A 15830-nucleotide genomic window follows, 5' to 3' on the forward strand; every position below is an offset into this window, starting at 1 on the left:
CCGCAAGCCCCGAGGGGCCCGCACCCGGTGCGGGCCCCTTCCTCGTGGTGTTCCTCGTGGTGCCGCTGCGCCCCCACAGGGGACCGACCGACCCGTACGGCAGGATGTCCCCCATGACGCGCGCCTCACCGACGGAACCCCCCACCGCCGTCCGCCCCACCGAGGAGGACCGGGTCTCAGCAGCCGGCAGCGAACTCCTCGGAGGACCCGTGGGGCGACGCGGCGTCGGCGGCACGGGGTGGTGGAACCCGTTCCGCGTCGTCGCACTCGTGGCGATCGGGATGTTCGCACTGGGGATGGTGCAGAAGCTCCCCTGCTACAACGGCGGTTGGTTCACCGGCGAGACCAGCCAGTACATCCACGCCTGCTACTCCGACATCCCCCACCTCTTCAGCGGCCGCGGCTTCGCGGACGGCCTCGTCCCCTACCTCGACCGCATCCCCGAGCACCTCTCGGGCGGCATGGAATACCTCGAATACCCCGTGCTCACCGGCGCGTTCATGCAGGTCGCCGCGTGGCTGACGGCGCCGCTTTCGGGCGACGTCCAGGAGCGCGAGCAGCTCTACTGGATGGTCAACGCGGGGATGCTCATGGTCTGCGCGGTGGTCACCGCCGTCTGCGTCGCGCGCACGCACAGGCGGCGTCCGTGGGACGGCCTGCTCGTCGCCCTGGCACCGGCCGCCGCGCTCACCGCGACGATCAACTGGGACCTGCTCGCCGTCGCCCTCACCGCCCTCGGCATGCTGCTGTGGGCCCGGAGCCGCCCGCTCGCCGCGGGGCTCCTCCTCGGACTCGCGACGGCGGCCAAGCTCTATCCCGCGCTGCTCCTCGGCCCGCTACTACTTCTGTGCTGGCGAGCCGGACGGATGCGCCCCTTCGGCAGGGCGCTCTTCGGGGCCACCGCCGCGTGGCTGTGCGTCAACATCCCCGTGATGCTCGCCTCGTGGGACGGCTGGTCGAAGTTCTACACGTTCAGCCAGGAGCGCCCCGTCGACTTCGGCTCCGTCTGGCTGCTCCTCCAGCAGCGCACCGGGTGGAACCTGGAGGACGCCAACGACTACGCGACGGTGCTGATGGCTCTGGGCTGCGCGGGGATCGCCGCGCTCGCCCTCGCCGCCCCGAGACGCCCGCGCTTCGCCACCCTCGCCTTCCTGGTCGTCGCGCTCTTCATCCTCACCAACAAGGTCTACTCACCGCAGTACGTCCTCTGGCTGGTGCCGCTCGCCGTCCTCGCCCGACCGCGGTGGCGCGACTTCCTGATCTGGCAGGCGTGCGAGTGCCTCTACTTCCTCGGGATCTGGATGTACCTCGCGTACACCGGCAGCGGAGACGACCATCACGGCCTGCCGCCCGGCGGGTACCAGGTGGTGATCCTCATCCACCTCCTCGGCACGCTCTACCTCTGCGCCGTACTCGTCCGCGACGCCCTCCGCCCGGACCACGACACGGTGCGCCGCGACGGTTCCGACGACCCCGGCGGCGGCATCCTCGACGGGGCCTCGGACGTGCGGGCCTTCCGCCCCCGCGCCCGACACTCCGCGAAGGGGGCCGTCCACTGGGGTGCCGAGGACCCCAACTCCCTTGCGGCCCCCAGTCCTTCGGCGCCGGAGCCCCCGTCCCGCGATCCCTGATCCCGGCCTCTGCCCGCCGTTCCGCACCGGGCCGCCGTTTCACGTGAAACGGCGGCCCGGTGTGTGAGGCTGTATCCATGGCTGTCGCGCGTGATCTGAGTACCCTGCTGCGCTTTCCAGGGTTCCGGCGGCTCCTCGCCGTCCGGCTTCTCTCCCAACTCGCCGACGGTGTCTACCAGGTGGCCCTCGCCTCGTACGTCGTCTTCTCCCCGGAGAACGAGACGTCGCCGGCCGCGATCGCCTCGGCGATGGCGGTGCTCCTCCTGCCGTACTCCCTCCTCGGGCCGTTCGCAGGCGTCCTCCTCGACCGATGGCGGCGTCGCCAAGTCCTGCTCTACGGCAATCTGTTGCGCGCCGTGCTCGCCGGCGCAACCGGGTTCCTCATCCTCGACGGTGCGCCGCTGTGGCTCTTCTATCTCAGCGCGCTCTCGGTGACCGCCGTCAACCGGTTCGTCCTTGCGGGGCTCTCGGCTGCGTTGCCCCGCGTCGTCGACGGCGAGCGGCTGGTCATCGCCAACTCCCTCTCGCCCACGGCCGGTACGGTCGCCGCGACCGCCGGCGGCGGGGTCGCCTTCATCGTCAGGCTCGCCCTCCCCGAGGGAGGCAGGGAAGCCGACGCTCTCGTCGTCGCCGTGGGAGCCGTGCTCTACCTACTCGGCTCGGCTGCCGCGCTGCGCATCTCGCGTGACGTGCTGGGCCCCGAGCCAGGGCAGGTCCGCTCCCGCCTCACCGCCGCTGCGGCCGGCACCGTACACGGACTCGTCAGCGGCGTCCGCCACCTCTCGCACCGCCGCCCGGCCGCCGGAGCACTCGCCGCCTTCACCGTGATGCGCTTCAACTACGGGGCTCTGACGGTGATGGTGCTGATGCTGTGCCGCTATGCGTGGAGCGACGCCGACGACACAGCGGCCGGCCTCGGCCTCCTCGGCCTCGCCGTGGGGCTCTCCGGCGCCGGCTTCCTCGCCGCCGCCGTCCTCACGCCGTACGCAGTCGGGCGTGCGGGCGTCTTCGGGTGGATGGCCGTCTGCGCGGGGGCGGCGGCGGTGCTCGAACCGGCACTCGGGCTGCCTTTCGAGCCGGTGCCGATGCTGCTGGCGGCCTTCGTCCTCGGCGTCGTCACGCAGAGCTCCAAGATCGGCACGGACACCGCCGTCCAGACCACCGTCGACGACGCCTTCCGCGGACGCGTCTTCTCGCTCTACGACATGCTCGCCAACGTCTCCTTCGTCGGAGCCGCCGGAGCCGTCGCCCTGATCCTGCCTCCGGACGGTCGTTCGCCGGTGCTGGTGGTCGGCGTCGCCGTGCTCTACGTCGCCACCCTCATCGGGCTGCTCCGACTCCGCCGCAGACTCGCGCTCGCCGGGCGTCCGATGCACCACGTCGTCCGAGGCGGGGCGGACGGCACGGGAAGCACCGGTACCGGAGAAGCGGACAGCGCCAAGACCTGACCCGCGGTCCACCACCGACGCCGTTTCACGTGAAACGGCGGGCTATCCCTGCTGCCGTTCCCACCACGACCGCAGCGCGGCCACGGCCTCGTCGTGCTCCATCGGGCCCTGCTCCAACCGGAGTTCCAGAAGGTAGCGGTACGCCTCGCCGACCACGGGGCCGGGCCGCAGACCGAGAATGCCCATGATCTCGTTGCCGTCGAGCGCGGGGCGGATGGCGTCGAGCTCCTCCTGCTCCTGGAGGCGGGCGATGCGTTCCTCAAGGCTGTCGTACGCGCGGGAGAGGGCGTTCGCCTTCCGCTTGTTCCTCGTCGTGCAGTCGGAACGGGTCAGCTTGTGGAGCCTGTCGAGCAGCGGGCCCGCGTCGCGGACGTACCGCCGCACCGCGGAGTCCGTCCACTCGCCCGTGCCGTAGCCGTGGAAGCGCAGATGGAGCTCGACGAGGCGGGAGACGTCCTTGATCAGCTCCCCCGAGTACTTCAGCGCGGTGAGCCGCTTCTTCGTCAGCTTGGCGCCGACGACCTCGTGGTGGTGGAACGAGACCCGCCCGTCCTTCTCGAAGCGGCGGGTCTTCGGCTTGCCGATGTCGTGGAGGATCGCCGCGAGCCGCAGCGTGAGGTCCGGCCCCTCCTCCTCGAGGTCGATCGACTGCTCCAGGACCGTCAGCGAATGCTCGTAGACGTCCTTGTGCCGGTGGTGCTCGTCGCGCTCCAGGCGCAGCGCCGGGATCTCGGGGACCACGCGCTGCGCAAGCCCCGTCTCCACGAGTAGCTGCAGGCCGTGGCGCGGGTGGTCCGAGAGGATCAGCTTGCTGAACTCGTCCCGTACGCGCTCCGCCGAAACGATGTCGATGCGGTCGGCCATCTCCGTCATCGCCGCCACCACGTCGTCCGCGACGCGGAAGTCGAGCTGCGCGGCGAAGCGGGCGGCGCGCAGCATCCGCAGCGGGTCGTCGGAGAAGGAGTCCTCCGGTGCTCCGGGCGTGCGCAGCGCCCGCCGGGCGAGGTCGTCGAGACCGCCGTAGGGGTCGACGAACGTCTTCTCCGGCAGGACGACGGCCATCGCGTTGACCGTGAAGTCGCGACGGGCGAGGTCGCCCTCGATCGAGTCGCCGTAGGAGACCTCGGGCTTGCGGGACGTGCGGTCGTACGCTTCGGAGCGGTACGTCGTGATTTCTACGGTGAACTCGCGCCCCGTCGAGGGCTCCCGCTTCTTGCAGCCCACCGTGCCGAAGGCGATGCCGACCTCCCAGACGGCGTCGGCCCACGGGCGCACGAGGCGCAGGACCTCCTCGGGTCGAGCGTTCGTCGTGAAATCGAGATCGTTGCCGAGCCGCCCGAGCAGCGCGTCCCGTACCGAACCGCCCACCAACGCCAGACTGGACCCGGCTTCCCTGAACCTGCGCGCGAGATCGTCGGCGACGGGGGAGACCCGGAGCAGTTCGCTGACGGCGCGGCGCTGCGCCGAACTGAGCTGCTCCGCGGCGGGATGCGTCGTCGGGGACGTCGCCGGTCGGGGCGGGCCGGAGGGCGTCGGCTGCTGGCTGTCGTTCTTGGCGTTCGGCACAACCAGCAAGGGTACGTTGCCGCTCCGGCCCCGAAACCCCGTACCCACCGGCCGATTTGCGCCGGGCTCGGGGGCACCGCGAGGCCCGAATTCCGGAGGAACTCGGCACTGCGCCCACGCCCGTGCCGTGCGGTCGAAGCCGCGGCACTTCCACTCTTCGACCCTCGTTACCATCAGGGTCCCGGAACCGACGAGACACCAGGACCAGGCCCATCAACCACGAGGGGACGGACGAGCGCGTGGCCGACGCGGCTGAGAAGCAGGTGCCCCCCGATCCCGGCGGCACGGGGCGCACACCGCCCCGGACCAAGCCGGCACGTCGCGGTCGGCGCCGCCTCCGCACGGCGGCAGCGGGCTGCCTCGCTGCCGGCCTCGCTCTCGCCTGCACCGCGGCCGGCGTCACGCCCGAAGCGGCGGCGGCCCCCTCGGCGCGGAGTGAGACCGGGCGCGGCTCGGAGACCGCGCGGATCTCCGTGAACACCCTGACGCCCTCGGTTCCGAAGCAGGGCGACACCCTCACCCTCACCGGCACCGTCACCAACCGCGGCGACGCACCGATCACAGACGGCGAACTGAAGCTGCGGGTCGGCCCGACGCTCGACTCCCGCAGCGCCATCGAGCAGACGGCCGCTCGCAAGGGCTACCTCTCCGGCGCCGACGGCACGGAGATCGGCAAACACACGGCGAAGACCGGCACCCTCAAACCCGGCATCAGCAGCGCCTTCACGCTGAAGGTCCCGGTCGACTCGCTGGGCCTCCAGTCCGACGGCGTCTACCAGCTCGGCGTCTCCCTCACCGGCCGCACGAAGCAGCAGCCGTACGACCAGGTCTTCGGGATAGAGCGCACCCTCCTCCCCTGGCAGCGCTCCGGCTCCGCCGACAGCACGAAGCTCACCTACGCCTGGCCGCTCGTCGCCGAGTCCGAGCTGACGGCGCGCACCGAGTCGGACGAGGAGCAGACCCCGGTCTTCCTCAACGACGACCTCGCCGACGAGCTCGCCCCCGGCGGCCGCCTCCAGCAGATGGTCTCGCTCGGCGACGAGCTCCCCATCACCTGGGTCATCGACCCCGACCTGCTCGCGACCGTCGACATGATGACCAAGCCCTACCGGGTGCAGGACGCGGATGGGAAGACCCGGGCGGGGCGCGGGCAGGCGTACGCCAAGCAGTGGCTCAACGACCTGCAGAGCGCTGTCCAGGGCGAGGAGGTCGTGGCGCTGCCCTTCGCCGACCCGGACCTCGCCTCCCTCGCCCACCAGGGGCGCCGCGTCCCCGACGCCCTCAACCAGCTCCAGCCGGCGACCGAACTCGGCGCGGAGACGGTGCGGGTCGTCCTCCACACCACCGCGCGTACCGACTTCGCGTGGCCCGTCAACGGTGCCCTCGACTCCTCGATCGTCGACGTCGCCACCTCGGCCGGCGCCCACAACGTCCTCGCCCGCAGCGACACCTTCCCCGACGGCGGCCTCAACTACACGGCCTCAGCACCGCGCCCCATCGGCGGCGGCAACACCGCGGTCGTCTCGGACGCCGGTCTGTCGAAGGCGTTCGAAGGCGACCTCACCGAGGCCTCCGCGACCACCGAAGCGGTCCAGCGCTTCCTCGCGCACAGCCTCTCGGTCTCCCGCCAGGTACCGACGAAGAACCGCAGCATCGTCGTCGTACCGCAGCGCATGCCGTCCGCCTCGCAGGCGCAGGCGATGGCCTCGGCGCTCAGCGCGCTGGAGAGCGACGGCACGTGGACGAAGGGGCAGAGCCTCTCCGAGGCCGCCGAATCCAAGCCGGACCCGAACGCCGGTACCCGCCTGCCCGGAGCCGGTTCGTATCCCGGGGCGCTCAGCAAGAAGGAGCTCCCCACCTCCGCCTTCCGGCAGGTGTACGACACGAAGAAGCAGCTCGACGACTTCGAGCAGGTGCTCACCCGCTCCGACCGCGTCGTGACGCCGTTCGGCAACGCCATAGACCGCGCCGTCTCCGTCTCCTGGCGGGGGCGTCCGGGGCACGCCGCCGAGTTCAGGGACGGCGTCCAAGAGTACCTGGAGAGCCTCACGGGCGAGGTCCGCCTGATCGAGAAGTCAGACGTCACGCTCTCCGGCCGCAGCGCCACCGTCCCCGTCACCGTCCAGAACAACCTGCTGCAGCGGGTCGACGGCCTGGAACTCGAGCTGAAGCCGAGCCGCCGGATCGGCCTCGACGTGGGTGAGCGGCAGCCGGTGCAGGTGGACGGCGGGCACAGCCAGTCGGTGAAGTTCTCCACCTCGGCCAAGGCGAACGGGCGGTCCTACGTCGAGGCGCAGCTCTACACCAAGGACGGCAAGCCGTACGGCAAGCCGATGGTCTTCCAGGTGCACGTCACCTCGATCACGTCCACCGTCCTCCTCGTGATCGCAGGCGGTGTGCTGCTCATGGTCCTCGCCGGCGTCCGGATGTACACCCAGCGCAAGCGCCGCGGCCCAGCGCCCGACCCGGATGCTCCGCTGGACACGGACGCGACCGGAAGGGAAGCTTCCTCGGACGACGAGCCGAAGCCCGACGCGACGGCCGGCACCGAGGACACGAGCGGCGAGGCCGGTGAGGAACCGCACGACGGTACGGAACGTGGGGAAACCACGAGAACCGAGGACACCGATCGGGGCGCGACCGACACCGGACGGGATGACGACGACCCCCCGTCCGCGGGTGAGAGAGTGGACCGTTGAGTCAGCCGCGTGAGCAGCAGGGGCATGCACAGCAGGGGCAGGGGTAGCCAGCGATGAACGCGCCGTACGGCGGCGACCGGGACCGGACTCCCGGAGACGACTCCGAGCAGTCGCAGAACTCCAGGGTGCCCGGGCCCCCGCAGGCGGAGCCGCCGCCCGCCCCCGAACCTCCCTACGACGAGGGCGCGTTGCAACCGGAGCCACCCGCCACGCCTCCTGCGGACCCGCGCGCCTGGGGCACGCCGGCCGACGAGCAGCCCCGCACCGGCGACCCCACCTCCACCCTCGATTTCGGCAACCCCACCCGCCGGGGCACGCCCGAGGCGCCGGGCGGCCGACCCACCGTCGACCTCGGGCGCCCGACCGACGGGACGGCGACACCGCATCCCCACGCCTTCGCCCACCTCTTCCGCGACCAGGGCCAGGACGGCGGCACCGGCGGCCCCCCGCCGGCACAGCCGCCGCTGCCCGGCTACGGTCCCCCGCCGCCCGCGCCGCAGACGCCACCGGGTCCACCCGCCGCGAGCCCGGCCGAAGGGCTCCCGGAGCCCGGCACCGCGGCCCCCGAACCCGTCGCCGAGCCCGGCGGGCCCGACGAGACCGCCGCCGTGAGCACACCGGCGAAGTCCGGCGGCCTGCTGAAGTCGAGCGCCATCATGGCCGCGGGCACGATGGTCTCGCGGCTCACCGGCTTTGTCCGGAACGCGATGACGGTCGTCGCGCTCGGTGTCGCAATGCTCGGCGACTCGTACCAACTCGCCATCACCATCCCGACGATGCTCTACACGCTCACCGTCGGCGGCGGCCTCAACTCGGTCTTCGTCCCCCAGCTCGTCCGGGCGATGAAGCGGGACGACGACGGGGGCGAGGCGTACGCCAACCGCCTTCTGACGCTCGTCGCCTGCGTCCTCGGCGGTCTGACCGGGGTTGCGCTCCTCGCGGCACCGTTGCTCGTCCCCTTGATGTCCGGGTCGATCGCCAACAACCCGGAGGCCAACGGGGTCGCCGTCAGCTTCATCCAGTACTGCCTGCCCACGATCTTCTTCATGGGCATCCACGTGGTGATAGGGCAGATCCTCAACGCCCGCGGCCGCTTCGGCGCGATGATGTGGACGCCGGTCCTCAACAACGTCGTCATCATCTCGACGCTGGCGATGTTCCTCGCGGTCTACGGCCCCGCGGCCTCCTCGGAGATGACGGTCTCCGACATCCCGCCGGAAGCCGTCAGGCTGCTCGGCATCGGGACGCTCCTCGGCCTCGTCGTGCAGGCGCTCGCGATGATCCCGTACCTGCGGGCCACCGGCTTCCGCCTGCGCCCCCGGTTCGACTGGCGCGGCCACGGCCTCGGCAAGGCGGCGAAGCTCGCCAAGTGGACGATCTTCTTCGTCCTCGCCAACCAGGCCGGCGTCCTCGTCGTCAGCCAACTCTCCACGTGGGCCCAGGCATCCGCCGAGCGGGACGGCCACGCGGGCGTCGGCTTCTCCGCGTACTCGAACGCGCAGCTCATCTGGAACATGCCGCAGGCGATCATCACCGTCTCCGTGATGGCCGCGCTCCTCCCCCGCCTCTCGCGCTCCGCGAGCGACGGCGACAGCGGCGCCGTCCGCGACGACATCTCGCAGGGCCTGCGGAACTCGGCGGTCGCCATCGTCCCGATCGCCTTCGGGTTCGTCGCGCTCGGCATCCCGATGTGCACCCTGATCTACGGGTCCGCCGGGACGGCGTCGGCCCAGAACATCGGCTACATGCTGATGGCGTTCGGCATCGGCCTGATCCCGTTCTCCGTGCAGTACGTGGTCCTCCGGGCCTTCTACGCCTACGAGGACACGCGGACGCCCTTCTACAACACCGTGATCGTCGCAGCGGTCAACGCGGCGGCCTCCGCGCTCTGCTTCCTTCTCCTACCGGCCCGCTGGGCGGTCGTCGGCATGGCCGCGTCCTACGGACTCGCGTACATCATCGGCGTCGTCGTGGCGTGGCAACGGCTGCGCCGGAAGCTCGACGGCAGCCTCGACGGACGCAACGTCGTGCGCACCTACGTCCGGCTCGCCGGCGCCAGCGTCCCGGCGACGCTCGTGGCCGGCGGGGTCGTCTACGTGCTCACGCAGGCGCTGGGCAGCGGAACGCTCGGCTCGATCGTCGCGCTGCTCCTCGGCGGGGTCGCCCTTCTCGCCGTCTTCGTACTCGCCGCGAAGCGGATGCGGATCGCCGAGATGACGACGCTGCTCGGCATGGTCCGCAGCCGCCTCGGCAGGTGACCCGATGCCGGCACGCATAGGGAAAAGCACCGGATGGCACACCTGGCCGTACGCCCGCGACCCCGCCGACCTCCGCGCCGTTGCAGGCCAGAGCCGCGGGCGAGCGGCGATACAACCTTCACCGGCGGCTGTGTGTCGTGCATAGCGGTGGAGCGTAGGCACAATTGCTGTGGGCCGATGCGAGTACCGGCCCCACTCGGCTGCAACGACTGGGGAGGCAGGAACGACGGTGGCAGAACGGAGCACGGCTGCCGTCGACGTGGCAGACAGCGGCGAGTCCGAGGGCAAGACGCTCTCCGACCGGACGGATGCTACGAACGACGGCGCGACGCACGGGGACGGCCCGCAGGACACCGCGCCTGAGGCCGAAGAAGGCGGAGCAGAGGACTCGGCCATGCGTGCGGAAAGCTCCGACACAGCGGAGCCGAACGACGGCCCCGAAGCCGCCGAGCACCCCGACACCCCCGTGGAGGACGGCGCCCCGTCCGACGACCGGGCGGAGAACCCTCCCGAAGCGGTGGCAGAGGACGCGTCCATAGGAAGTACGCAGCCGACCGAGGCGGAGCCCTCCACCTCCCTCGACGCCGACGCCGACGCGCAGCCGTCCGCGTCCGGCGAAGCACAGGTCCCGGAGGACACCGCCGAGGAGCCGGAGCCCCCCGGTGGCGAACAGGAGGCAGCCGCTCCCGAGCTGCACAGCGGTCACAAGCTCGCCCGCAGGTACCGCCTGGAGGAGTGCGTCACCCGGCTCGACGGTTTCAGCAGTTGGCGTGCCGTCGACGAGAAGCTGCGCCGTGCCGTCGGTGTCCACGTCCTGCCCGCCGCACACCCCCGCGCGCGCAAGGTCCTCGCGGCCGCCCGCTCTGCCGCGCTCCTCGGCGACCCGCGGTTCGTGCAAGTGCTGGACGCGGTCGAGGAGGGCGAGCTCGTCTACGTCGTCCACGAGTGGCTCGTCGACGCCGTCCCCCTCAACGACCTGCTGTTGACGGCGCCGTTGGAACCGCACGAGGCGTACCAGCTCGTCAGCCAGCTCTCGCAGGGGATGGCGGCCGCGCATCGTGAGGGTCTCGCGCACCTGCGGCTCAGCCCGTCCTGCGTGCTGCGCACCGGCGTCGGCCAGTACCGCATCCGCGGCCTCGCGGTGAACGCCGCGCTCCGCGGCGTCACCAGCGAGGAACCGTCGCGCACCGACACGGAGGCCGTCGGCGCCCTCCTCTACGCCGCCCTCACACAGCGGTGGCCGTACGAGAAGGACGCGTACGGCCTGTCCGGCGTGGGCGGCCTCGCCGGCGGCACACTGATCGCACCCGACCAGGTGCGCGCGGGCGTACACCGCGGCCTCTCGGCGCTTGCGATGCGGGCCCTCGTCAACGACGGGGCGACACCCTCCCGCCAGGACCAGCCCTGCGCCACCCCGGACGAGCTCGCCAAGGCGGTGGCCGAGCTTCCGCGCATCAGACCGCCCGAGCCCGCCTACCAGCCGCCCGCCGCCTACGTACGCCGCCAGAGCAACGCCGTACCCCCCGGCACCCCCGCCACCGGGACCGAGCCGCCGGCTCCGCCCGCGCTGCCGGGCCGTACGGGGAAGGCGCTGAAGTGGGGCGTCTCCGCGCTGCTCATCGCGGCGCTCGGGCTGGGAAGCTGGCAGGTCGCTGACGCGCTGCTGAAGGGCGACACCTCCAACGAGAAGCCGGCTCCCGCCCCGACGAAGGAGACGGACCCGACGGGCGAGCCGATCAAGGTCGCCGGCGTCGAGGACTTCGACCCCGAGAGCGCCGACGGCCAGGAGAACCCGGAGGACGTCGACGACGCCGTCGACGACGACCCCACCACCTACTGGCCCACGAGCAAATACTACGGCCAGCCCAACTTCGGCAACCTCAAGTCGGGCGTCGGCCTCATCCTCGACCTGGGCAAGCTCCAGCAGGTGAGCGAGGTCCAGGTGGACTTCCTCGGCACCACCCGGGCCGAGATCCACGCGGCACCCCGCAGCGCGACGGGGATGCCCACCAGCCTCGGCGGCTTCGAGAAGGTCTCCGGCGGCACGGGCGAGAAGCTGAAACTCAAGGCGAAGAAGCCCGTGCGGACGCAGTACGTCCTGCTCTGGCTCACGAAGCTCCCGCTCTCGGAGGACGGCAACTACCGTGGTCGGGTCGCGGAGGTACGGGTCCTCAGCTGAGTCGGCGGTCGAAGGACGGTCCGAACAGGTGGAGATCCGGGGGAGGGGAGGCGCAGGCCGTGGACGAGGAACCGGAGCAGCCTGCACGGTCGGCCGAGCCCGCGCCGCTTGCGCTCGCGGACGACCGTGAACTCCTGGCCCGCCATGTCGAGGGCGAGCACGAGGCGTTCGGCGAGCTGGTGCGCCGCCACCGGGATCGGCTCTGGGCCGTCGCGGTGCGCACTCTGGGCGACCGCGAAGAGGCGGCCGACGCCGTGCAGGACGCGCTGATATCCGCGTACCGCGGTGCCCATACCTTCCGCGGGCGCTCGGCCGTCACGACGTGGCTGCACCGGATCACCGTCAACGCCTGCCTCGACCGCGCACGCAAGGCGGCCTCCCGCCGCGCCACCCTCACCGACGACACGACCCACCTCGAACAGCTCCTGGAGCCGGAGGAGTCGGCAGCCGCTCCGGCCGAACGCCAGGATCTCCACAGGCAACTCGTCGAGGCGCTCGCCGAACTCCCCGCCGAGCAGCGGGCGTCGCTCGTCCTCGTCGACATGCAGGGGTACCCCGTCGCCGAGGCCGCGGAGGTACTCGGCGTCGCGGTCGGCACGGTGAAGAGCCGCTGCGCTCGCGGAAGAGCCCGCCTCCTGCCCCTCGTCTCGCACCTACGGCCGAACCGGCCGGACGGGGATACTCCCGACCATGACCGGGGAAGGAACCGGACTCGGGGGACATCCGTCCCAGCTTCGAGGGAGCCCTCGGAAGACAGCAGCGACTCGGCGGCGGTGAAAGGAGGGGGACAGACGTGACGTCCACTCCTTTCCCCCCGGAGAATCCCTCGGAGTTCCCGCCCTCTTCGACGGGGCGCGAGGGCGAGAACCACCCGGAGGTCGAAGAGATCTCCGCTCTCGCGGAGAACCTCCTGCCCGTGGACCGCTGCGGCGAGGTGAAGCACCACCTGACGCAATGCGCCCCTTGCCGGGAGACGGCCGACTCGCTCGAGGAGATCCGCAACGCCCTCGGCACCCTCCCCGGACCGCCCCGGATGCCGGCCGACATCGCGGGGCGGATCGACGCCGCTCTCGCTGCTGAGCTGCTCCTCGACTCGACTGCCTCTCCGGAGTCGGACACGCACAACTCCCGTGCGGAGGCGCGGGTTTCACGTGAAACGGACTCGGAGCCGGCACCGCCCTCGTCCCACGGGACTGTCGCGAAGACCTCCGCGCGGGTTTCACGTGAAACTCGCCCCGCGGACAACCGTCCCGGTGGCCATCCCTCGGGTTCCACGAGTCCCGGACGCCCTCGCCGCCGCGGAGCTCGTCCGACGAACCGGCGTCGGCGGATGCTCCTCGGCGCGGTCGGTGTGGTGGCGGTGCTCGGCGTCGGCTCGCTCGGTGCGCAGAGCCTCTTCTCGGACTCCGAGCCGGAGCAGACCGTGCTGGAGGCCGACTCGCCGCACAACACAGCCGACGACCGCGCGCTCCACGCCCGCGTACAGAGTCTCCTCACCGCACAGGAGAAGCAGCCCTCGTCCGAGTCCCCGAAGTTCTCCACCAAGGAGAGCCCCGGCGACAACCTCCTTCGCGAGAAGGGGAGCGGAGAGGGCTCCGACGCCTACGTACCGTCGTGCGTACGCCGTTCACTCGAGCGCTCGGAGACCCCGCTCGCCGTGGACCGCGATGCCGCATACGGCGGCACCTCCGGCTACCTCGTCGTGCTGCCGCACCCCGGCGGCGGGAGGACCGTCGACGCCTACGTGATAGACGATTCCTGCCTGAGCGAGGACCCACCGACCAAGGGCCGGGTCCTGGTGAAGAGGACGTTCCCCACGAAGTGACGCCGGACCGTCGGGGCTGAGGATGGGAATGCCCGCACCGTAGTATCCGTTGGACGGGGTGGCATCCTCGTGATCCTCGGTTAGTAGTCGGCAGACAAGGAAGACTCCCGTGAGCGACGTCCGCAACGTGATCATCATCGGCTCGGGCCCCGCAGGCTACACGGCGGCGCTCTACACGGCCCGTGCCTCGCTGGAGCCGTTGGTCTTCGAAGGCTCCGTCACCGCGGGTGGCGCGCTGATGAACACCACCGAGGTGGAGAACTACCCGGGGTTCCAGGAAGGCATCATCGGCCCGGAGCTCATGGAGAACATGCGGGCCCAGGCAGAGAGGTTCGGCGCCGAACTCGTCGCGGACGACGCCTCGGCCGTCGACCTCAGCGGCGAGATCAAGACGGTCACCGACTCCAGGGGCACCGTTCACCGCGCCAGGTCCGTGATCGTCGCCACCGGGTCGCAGCACCGCAAGCTCGGCCTGCCCATGGAGGACGAGCTCTCGGGCCGCGGCGTCTCCTACTGCGCCACCTGCGACGGCTTCTTCTTCCGCGAGCAGCACATCGCCGTGATCGGCGGTGGGGACACCGCCATGGAGGAGGCCACCTTCCTCTCGCGCTTCGCCAGCTCGGTGACGATCGTCCACCGCCGCGACAGCCTCCGCGCCTCCAAGGCGATGCAGGAGCGCGCCTTCGCCGACCCGAAGATCAACTTCGCGTGGGACAGCGAGGTCGCCAAGATCCAGCAGGCGGAGGGCAAGCTCTCGGGGCTGACGCTGCGCAACACGAAGACGGGTGAGACCTCCGAGCTCGCCGTGACCGGGCTCTTCGTCGCCATCGGCCACGACCCGCGCGTCGAGCTCTTCAAGGACGTCCTCACGCTCGACGACGAGGGCTACATCACCGTCGACTCCCCCTCGACCCGCACCAACGTCCCCGGCGTCTTCGCCGCAGGCGACGTCGTCGACCACACGTACCGCCAGGCGATCACCGCGGCGGGCACCGGATGCTCCGCCGCCCTCGACGCCGAGCGGTACCTCGCCTCGCTCGCCGACACCTCCTCCGCTTCCACCCACACCGCCTCCACCGAGGACGAGGACAAGCAGGCAGCAACCGTCTGACGGCGACGAGCCCCGCTGTCCACGGCGGCCCCCGCCGCCGACACCCGCACCACGTCACCGCACACAGAGGAGAACTGCCATGGCCGGTGCCACCGTGACCGCAACCGACGCCGACTTCGACGAGGTCGTCCTCAACAGCGACAAGCCCGTGCTCGTCGACTTCTGGGCCGCCTGGTGCGGTCCGTGCCGTCAGATCGCTCCGTCTCTCGAGGCGATCGCGGAGGAGAACGTCGACAAGCTGAAGATCGTCAAGCTCAACATCGACGAGAACCCGGGCGTCGCAGCCAAGTACGGCATCATGTCGATCCCGACGATGAACGTCTACCAGGGCGGCGAGGTCGCCAAGACCATCGTCGGTGCCAAGCCGAAGGCGGCGCTGGAGAAGGAGCTCGCCGAGTTCATCGGCTGACCTTCGCGTTCGAAGGGCGGGGGCTGCGTTTCACGTGAAACGCAGCCCCCGCCCTTTGTCGTGGCGTGGATGTGGTCGCGGCGCTACAGCGGTCGCGGCATTGGCTCCTTGTGCACTGCGCCGAGGAGTTGGTCGAGCGCCCGCTCCATGTCGAGCTTCCAGGAGACCGTCGACCTGAGATCGAGACGCATCCTGGGGTACCGCGGGTGCGAGCGCACCGTCTTGAAGCCCACGGCCAACAGGTACTCGGCAGGCAGCACACACGCGGGGCGCCCCCACTTTCCGTCGCCGAAAGCCTCCACCGCACGGAACCCCCGCCGCAACACGTCCTTGGCGACGGTCTGCACCATAACCCGCCCGATGCCCTGCCCCTGGAACCGTGGCAGCAGGGAGGCAGTCATGAGCTGCACCGAGTCGGCCGAGATCGGACTCGTGGGAAAGGCTGCCGCGCGCGGCACGTAGGCCGCCGGCGCGTAGAGGAAGAACCCTGCGGGCTCTCCGTCGACGAGGACGACGCGGCCGCACGAGCCCCACTCCAAGAGCACGGTGGAGATCCACGCTTCCTTCTCCGCAGCGCCGCGCGCGCAGCGGACGGCCTCCTCACCACCGACCGGGTCGAGCTCCCAGAAGACGCATTGCCGGCAGCGTTCGGGGAGTTGGTGGAGGTTGTCCAAAGTGAGCGGAACGAGCTGTCGCCCCATGGA

General features: G+C 71.0%; 11 protein-coding genes. 9 read left to right on the forward strand and 2 right to left on the reverse strand.

What is annotated here, in order from left to right; all coding sequences use genetic code 11:
- The first annotated feature begins 113 nt into the window (after positions 1–113).
- On the forward strand, positions 114–1631 hold the full coding sequence (locus F603_RS0121940; RefSeq protein ID WP_019548103.1) for a glycosyltransferase family 87 protein: 1518 nt from the start codon (positions 114–116) through the stop codon (positions 1629–1631).
- Between the two features lie 77 nt (positions 1632–1708).
- Positions 1709–3079, forward strand: coding sequence for an MFS transporter (locus tag F603_RS0121945; protein ID WP_019548104.1), 1371 nt, complete (start codon positions 1709–1711; stop codon positions 3077–3079).
- A gap of 42 nt (positions 3080–3121) precedes the next feature.
- On the opposite strand, the gene F603_RS0121950 is transcribed toward F603_RS0121945, so the two are convergent.
- Positions 3122–4645 (reverse strand): CCA tRNA nucleotidyltransferase, encoded by a 1524-nt coding sequence (locus F603_RS0121950; RefSeq protein ID WP_019548105.1) that lies wholly within the window; start codon positions 4643–4645, stop codon positions 3122–3124.
- A gap of 239 nt (positions 4646–4884) precedes the next feature.
- Here F603_RS0121950 and F603_RS0121955 point away from each other — a divergent pair, with 239 nt between their 5' ends.
- From F603_RS0121955 to trxA, 7 genes are all read left to right on the forward strand, one after another.
- Positions 4885–7344, forward strand: a complete 2460-nt coding sequence (locus F603_RS0121955; protein WP_019548106.1) for a DUF6049 family protein — start codon at positions 4885–4887, stop codon at positions 7342–7344.
- 53 nt (positions 7345–7397) lie between these two features.
- Entirely contained in the window at positions 7398–9602 is a 2205-nt protein-coding gene (murJ, locus tag F603_RS0121960) for a murein biosynthesis integral membrane protein MurJ (protein WP_019548107.1), read from the forward strand.
- A gap of 229 nt (positions 9603–9831) precedes the next feature.
- Positions 9832–11781, forward strand: coding sequence for a hypothetical protein (locus F603_RS0121965; RefSeq protein ID WP_019548108.1), 1950 nt, complete (start codon positions 9832–9834; stop codon positions 11779–11781).
- A 59-nt stretch (positions 11782–11840) separates the two neighbouring features.
- Positions 11841–12578, forward strand: coding sequence for an RNA polymerase sigma factor SigM (sigM, locus tag F603_RS0121970; RefSeq protein WP_019548109.1), 738 nt, complete (start codon positions 11841–11843; stop codon positions 12576–12578).
- Complete coding sequence (locus F603_RS0121975; RefSeq protein ID WP_019548110.1) at positions 12575–13606, forward strand: anti-sigma factor family protein; 1032 nt, start codon at positions 12575–12577, stop codon at positions 13604–13606. Before sigM ends, F603_RS0121975 begins: the two co-directional genes overlap by 4 nt.
- Before the next feature lie 109 nt (positions 13607–13715).
- Positions 13716–14717, forward strand: a complete 1002-nt coding sequence (trxB, locus tag F603_RS0121980) for a thioredoxin-disulfide reductase (protein WP_019548111.1) — start codon at positions 13716–13718, stop codon at positions 14715–14717.
- 79 nt (positions 14718–14796) lie between these two features.
- A complete protein-coding gene (gene trxA, locus F603_RS0121985) occupies positions 14797–15126 on the forward strand; it encodes a thioredoxin (RefSeq protein WP_016906149.1) in 330 nt (109 codons plus the stop codon).
- Between the two features lie 83 nt (positions 15127–15209).
- Here trxA and F603_RS0121990 read toward each other — a convergent pair whose 3' ends face one another.
- Positions 15210–15827, reverse strand: coding sequence for a GNAT family N-acetyltransferase (locus tag F603_RS0121990; protein WP_019548112.1), 618 nt, complete (start codon positions 15825–15827; stop codon positions 15210–15212).
- Positions 15828–15830 lie beyond the last annotated feature (3 nt).

The sequence above is a fragment of the Streptomyces sulphureus DSM 40104 genome, from assembly GCF_000381025.1.
GTDB lineage: Bacteria > Actinomycetota > Actinomycetes > Streptomycetales > Streptomycetaceae > Streptomyces > Streptomyces sulphureus.

Excerpts from the sequence above, each read along its gene's own strand:
- F603_RS0121940 (WP_019548103.1), top strand. The coding sequence starts at position 114 with ATGACGCGCGCCTCACCGACGGAACCCCCCACCGCCGTCCGCCCCACC.
- trxA (WP_016906149.1), top strand. The coding sequence starts at position 14,797 with ATGGCCGGTGCCACCGTGACCGCAACCGACGCCGACTTCGACGAGGTC.
- F603_RS0121945 (WP_019548104.1), top strand. The coding sequence starts at position 1,709 with ATGGCTGTCGCGCGTGATCTGAGTACCCTGCTGCGCTTTCCAGGGTTC.
- murJ (WP_019548107.1), top strand. The coding sequence starts at position 7,398 with ATGAACGCGCCGTACGGCGGCGACCGGGACCGGACTCCCGGAGACGAC.
- F603_RS0121990 (WP_019548112.1), bottom strand. The coding sequence starts at position 15,827 with ATGGGGCGACAGCTCGTTCCGCTCACTTTGGACAACCTCCACCAACTC.